At 64.6% G+C, this 4,046-nt stretch carries 5 protein-coding genes; 3 read left to right on the top strand and 2 right to left on the bottom strand.

The annotated features are described in order from the left end of the window. The first annotated feature begins 115 nt into the window (after nucleotides 1-115). From ABYB95_RS18450 to ABYB95_RS18440, 3 genes are all read left to right on the top strand, one after another. The gene (locus tag ABYB95_RS18450; protein ID WP_372660168.1) at nucleotides 116-853 is read left to right on the top strand and encodes an SDR family oxidoreductase; all 738 of its coding nucleotides are present in this window, start codon (nucleotides 116-118) and stop codon (nucleotides 851-853) included. Between the two features lie 34 nt (nucleotides 854-887). After that, nucleotides 888-1,337 carry a MarR family winged helix-turn-helix transcriptional regulator gene (locus tag ABYB95_RS18445; protein WP_372660166.1) on the top strand — a complete coding sequence of 150 codons (450 nt, stop codon included), beginning with the start codon at nucleotides 888-890 and terminating at the stop codon, nucleotides 1,335-1,337. 189 nt (nucleotides 1,338-1,526) lie between these two features. After that, entirely contained in the window at nucleotides 1,527-2,078 is a 552-nt protein-coding gene (locus ABYB95_RS18440) for a glycine zipper 2TM domain-containing protein (protein ID WP_372660164.1), read from the top strand. An 80-nt stretch (nucleotides 2,079-2,158) separates the two neighbouring features. Here ABYB95_RS18440 and ABYB95_RS18435 read toward each other — a convergent pair whose 3' ends face one another. Both ABYB95_RS18435 and pgi read right to left on the bottom strand, forming a co-directional pair. After that, a complete protein-coding gene (locus tag ABYB95_RS18435; protein WP_372660162.1) occupies nucleotides 2,159-2,518 on the bottom strand; it encodes a methylglyoxal synthase in 360 nt (119 codons plus the stop codon). A 181-nt stretch (nucleotides 2,519-2,699) separates the two neighbouring features. Next, the coding region (gene pgi, locus ABYB95_RS18430) for a glucose-6-phosphate isomerase (protein WP_372660160.1) at nucleotides 2,700-4,046 on the bottom strand (1,347 nt) is incomplete at its 5' end.

Genomic DNA, 4,046 nt, shown 5'->3' with positions numbered 1-4,046 from the left:
TCGTTTGGAATCACCCGCTTCAGCGGGACTGCACTTAGGTTGCCAAATCAACCTAAGTGCAGTATCTGGCTAAATAGGTTGACCTGTCAACCTGATATGGATAAAAATCCGACGAATGGATAAACACGAATTTCAGAACAGGCATGTGCTGGTGACCGGCGGCGCTGGTGGTATCGGTAGCGCGTGTGCGCGCCACTTTCTCGAGCGCGGCGCTTATGTGACGCTGGTGGATGTGGATGAACAAGGCTTGCAGCGGACCCGCGCGGCATTGGGCTTTCCCGAGCGGACCCGAACCCAGGTCTCGTCTCTGTCCGACGCGCATGCATGTGCGCGGGCGGCGCAGGCGGCTGGGGCGCCGCTCTATGCCTTGGTACACATGGCCGGGTTGTTCGAGCACGATCCGCTGGACACCGAAGACCGCTCGGTCTGGGACAGGGCCATCGCCAGCAACCTCACGACGGCCTACGAGACGGTATTGGCATTTCGGGCCGCGTGCGATCCCGACGAGATGACCCGCGTGGTGCTGTGCACGTCGCGCGCATTCCAGCGTGGTACGCCCGGACGCGCCGCATACGCGGCGGCCAAGGGCGGCATCGTTGGTCTGGTGCGGTCGTTCTCTCGCGATCTGGCGCCCAAGACGCTGGTCAACGCGGTTTCCCCCGGCCTGATCCGTACGAAAATGACGTCCGATCTGGTCGCCGCCATGGGGCCGCAGCGCCTGGCCGAAATCCCGCTAGGGCGTTTTGGCGAACCAGAGGATGTGGCTGGCGTGGTGGGCTTTTTGTGCAGCGGCGCGGCTTCCTACGTCACAGGACAGGTGATCACAGTCGATGGAGGTGTTATCAATGGCTAGAGTTCGCGGAGCGACGGAATCGTCGGGCGCCCCCATGCAACTGGAACTGGACAGGTACGTGCCCGGCTTGCTGCTGTGGCTCTCCAACAAAGTCTCCAGCAGCGCTTCGCTTCTGTACAACGAGAAGTTTGGCGTGGGCGTCACCGAATGGCGCGTGCTGGCCTACTTCAAGATCTATCCATGGTCCACGGCATCCAAGGCATGTGAACTCATGGGTCTCGACAAGGGAGCCGTGAGCCGGTCCATTGCCACACTGGTGGGCCACGGATGGCTGGATTCGCGGCCACAAGGCCTGCGCAAGATCGAGTACCACGTGACCAGCGAGGGCAACAAATGGCACAACGCCATTTACCGCTACGCGATGGCGCGCGAAGAGGCGCTGCTCAAGGGCATCAGCGCGACCGAGCGCAAAGTGCTGATCGACTTGCTCAAGCGCATGCTCAGCAACCTGGACGCGGTACAGCAGGTGGGCGCTGAAAAATGAGGTGAAGCGGCGCGCAAGTCCACAGCGCCAACCCGGTCTCCGATGGGTTGCCGATGGACTTTTCCGGCGGTGGCCGCCTCCCTTTGGGGTCGCACCTGTGCGGCGTTCCGGGTGGGCAGAACGATACCTCTTGTCACAGGTCGGCGGTCCAGCGGCGTTAGATTGTTCCTTTTTGAAAAGGAAATGCGCATGGACAGGTCGATGATGAAAGGTCTTGCTGTGGGTGGTCTTGCCATGGTGGTGCTGGGGGCCAGTGGCGTCACCGGCTACAAGAGCTTGACCGCGCCGAAGTTCGCCGAGGTGACCGCCGTGAAGCCCGTCATGGAAACCGCCGTGACCCCGCGCGAGCACTGCGCGGACGTGCAGGTGCAGAGAACGGCGCCGGTTCAGGACAAAAACCGCGTGGCCGGCACGGTGGTCGGTGGCCTCGCGGGGGGGCTGCTGGGCAGTGCGGTGGGGCGTGGCAACGGCAACACCCTGGCGACCGTCGCCGGTGCGGTGGCTGGCGGTTATGCCGGTAACCAAGTGCAAAAGAACATGCAGCAAAAAGACGTGACCACGGCGGTGGAGCGCCGCTGCAAGACGGTCAACGAAAAATCGCAGAAGCTGATTGGCTACGACGTCAGCTACCGCCTGGATGGCAAAGACGGCGTGGCGCGGACATCGTTCAAGCCCGGCACCACGCTGCCGGTGAAAGACGGCAAGGTCGTGACGACCGCTCCGCCTGCGGAAAAGTCGTAGCGCATGGTCCCCGGATTTCACCGCGATCAAGGGAATCGGCTCTGAGCGGTAGCCTTTCCGCCCGAAAGGCTGTGGCCTTGCTACAGGCTCTTCAGCAGCATGCGTGCCGTCGACACATTGGTCGCACACGGCACGTCGTGCACGTCGCAGGCCCGCACCAGCGCGTTGATGTCGGGTTCGTGTGGTTGTGCGGTCATGGGGTCGCGCAGAAAGACGACGGCGTCCACCTCACCCATGGACAGGCGCGCCCCGATCTGCAAATCGCCGCCCAGCGGGCCGCTGAGCAGGCACTCCACGTCCAGTCCCACCTCAGTGTGCAGGCGCCCGCCGGTGGTGCCGGTACCCAGGAGCGTGTGTTGCCGGAGCAGCGGCGCGAACTCCGCAGCCAGTTGCACCATGCGGTCTTTCATGCGGTCGTGGGCGATGAGTGCGATTTTCATAGGACGGTTGAATAGGAGAACGATCCGGCGCCGGGCCGCCCCAAGCCGGATTGGGCCCCTCGGGGGGCTGAGGGCCGTGCAACGGCGGAGCGTGGGGGTATGAATCCGGCGCCGGGCCGCCCCAAGCCGGATCGGCCCCCTCGGGGGGCAGCGACCCGTGCAACGGCGGAGCGTGGGGGCATCATGGCCCTGCAGCTTCCAACGCCTTGGTCATGGTCTTGCCCAGTTCCACGCCCCACTGGTCGTAGGCGTTGATGCGCCAGATGGCGGCCTGGGTGAAGACCTTGTGTTCGTACAGCGCGATCAAGGCCCCCAGGCGCGATGGGTCGAGCTGGTCGAGCCACAAGATGTTGCTGGGGATGTTGCCTTCAAAGCTGCGGTGCTGCGCCATCACGTCGGCGGTAGCGGCGGGCATGCCATCTTTCAACAGCAACGCGCGCGTGGCGGCCACGCTGCGGCCTTCGGCCATGGCCTGTGCCTGTGCGCGCAGGTTGAGGTTGACCACCGCGTGGTGGGTCGCGGCCATGGGCAGGGGCGTGTCTTCGCTCTGCACGCCGATGAAATCGACCGGCACCGTGTGCTTGCCCTGGTGGATGAGCTGGAAGTAGGCGTGTTGTCCATCAATGCCCAGACCACCCCAGACAATGGCGCCCGTGTCCACGGTGGCGGGTGTGCCGTCGATGTGGGTGCGTTTGCCGTTGGACTCCATGTCCATCTGCTGGACAAAGGGCGTAAAGCGCACCAGGCGCGAGGCGTAGGGCACGATGAGCTGGGTCGGGCACTGCAGGAAGTTGCGGTTCCAGATGCCGTTCAGCGCCATCAACACCGGCAGGTTCTTTTCCAGCGGCGCGCTGCAGAAATGCTGGTCCATGGCTTGCGCGCCGGCGAGGAATTCGCGGAACGCGCCGCCGCCGATGCCGATGGCCAGTGGCAAGCCGAGCGCGGACCAGATCGAGTAACGCCCACCCACCCAGTCCCAGAACAGAAAGGTGCTGTCGGCGGCGTAGCCGAGTTCGGCCGATTTTTTCGGGCTGGCGGTGATGGCCACCAGATGCCGGGCGATGCGCTCGGCCGGCACGCCGTTGTCGGTCAACCAGCGCTGGCAGCTGGCCGCGTTGGTCAGCGTCTCTTGCGTGGTGAAGGTCTTGCTGGACACCACGATGAGGGTGCGCGCGGCGTCCAACGGATGCAGCACGCTGTACAAAGCCCAGGCATCGGGGTTGGACACGTAGTGCACACGCGGTCCGGCGCCGGTGAGATGGGCCAGGGCGTCCGCCGCCATCCGGGGGCCGAGGTCGGAGCCGCCAATCCCGATGTTGACGATGTCGGTGAAGGGACCATCGGAATGCCCGGTGATGGAGCCGTTGCGCACGCCATCGGCAAAAGCGCAGACGCGTTCGAGTTCGCGCGCCACGTCGGCGCTGATGGCCTCACCCCAGGGGCCGTTCTGGCCCCGCAGGGCCACGTGCAACACGGGGCGGTTTTCGGTCAGGTTGATCGGGTCGCCACGGAACATGGCGTCGCGCTG

Source organism: Hydrogenophaga sp. (genome assembly GCF_041633695.1).
Classification (GTDB): Bacteria; Pseudomonadota; Gammaproteobacteria; order Burkholderiales; family Burkholderiaceae_C; genus Hydrogenophaga.
Note: the sequence above shows the minus strand (reverse complement) of the source record. Positions and strands in the feature narration are given on the sequence as shown.

Excerpts from the sequence above, each read along its gene's own strand:
- ABYB95_RS18450 (WP_372660168.1), top strand. The coding sequence starts at position 116 with ATGGATAAACACGAATTTCAGAACAGGCATGTGCTGGTGACCGGCGGC.
- ABYB95_RS18445 (WP_372660166.1), top strand. The coding sequence starts at position 888 with ATGCAACTGGAACTGGACAGGTACGTGCCCGGCTTGCTGCTGTGGCTC.
- ABYB95_RS18440 (WP_372660164.1), top strand. The coding sequence starts at position 1,527 with ATGGACAGGTCGATGATGAAAGGTCTTGCTGTGGGTGGTCTTGCCATG.
- ABYB95_RS18435 (WP_372660162.1), bottom strand. The coding sequence starts at position 2,518 with ATGAAAATCGCACTCATCGCCCACGACCGCATGAAAGACCGCATGGTG.